At 76.5% G+C, this 1,082-nt stretch carries 1 protein-coding gene; it reads left to right on the top strand.

Going from position 1 to position 1,082, the window contains the following annotated elements; translation table 11 throughout:
• A partial coding sequence (locus OOT08_RS13165; RefSeq protein WP_325093206.1) for an AlkA N-terminal domain-containing protein occupies positions 1-1,082 on the top strand: 1,082 nt, incomplete at both ends.

Raw genomic sequence — 1,082 nt, 5'->3', positions numbered from 1 at the left:
CGGGTTCCGCGCCTGCAAGCGGTGCCGACCGGACGCGCTCCCCGGCACCCGGGACGACAACGTCCGGGGCGAGCTGGTCGGCCGTGCGGTGCGCCTGATCCGCGACGGCGCGGTGGATGACGCCGGGGTGCCGGGGTTGGCGGAGCGGCTCGCCGTGAGCGAGCGGCACCTGCGCCGGGTGCTCGTCGAGGAGATCGGGGCGTCCCCGCAGCAGTTGAACCGGACGCGGCGGGCGCACGCCGCCCGGACCCTGATCGAGCAGACCACGATGCCGCTCTCGGAGGTGGCCTTCGCGGCGGGGTTTGGCAGCGTGCGGCAGTTCAACGGGGTGATGCTCGCCGAGTTCGGGACGCAGCCCTCGGCGTTGCCGCGGGGCCGGACCCCGCAACGCGGGCCGGGACCGGACGAGCCCGCCTCTGATCAGCCGCCCACGATCACGCTGCGGCTCCGGCACCGTGCCCCCTACGCCACGGGGCCGATGCGGGCCTTTCTGAGCAATCACGCGGTGCCCGGCCGGGAGGTCGCGGCTCCGGGCGGGGAACACCTGACCCGTGCGCTGTCGGCCCCGGGCGGACCGGCCCTCGCGACGGTGCGCTGGGGCGACGACCCCGAGCACCTGACCGCGGAGTTGCGGCTGAGCCGCCTGGACGACCTCATGCCGGTCATCGCGGGGCTCCGGCGCTGGCTCGACCTGGACGCGGACCCGCTCGCGGTGTCCGAGGCCCTCGGCACGGACCCGGTGCTCGCGCCCCTGTTCGCGAAGCGCCCCGGGATCCGCATCCCGGGCAGCGTGGACGGGGCCGAGCTGGCCCTGAACACCGTGCTCGGTCAGCAGGTGTCGATCCCGGCGGCTCGCACCCTGCAGGGCCGCCTGGTTGCGGCCTTCGGGACGGAGATCGCGCTCGGCGCGGGGGCCGAGGGGGCGGGGCCGACCCCGTTTCGCTCCGCGCCGGACCCGGCCCGGATCGCCGCGAGCGACCCGGAGCGGCTGCGCGAGATCCTCCGGATTACCTCGTCCCGCGCACGAACCGTGCACGCCCTGGCCGAGGCGATCGCGGGCGGGCTCCGCCTCGACCCCGGGG

It is taken from the genome of Leucobacter sp. M11 (assembly GCF_035726885.1).
GTDB lineage: Bacteria > Actinomycetota > Actinomycetes > Actinomycetales > Microbacteriaceae > JAPFRB01.
The sequence above is the reverse complement of the archived record's forward strand: the minus strand, read 5'-3'. Positions and strand labels throughout refer to the sequence as shown.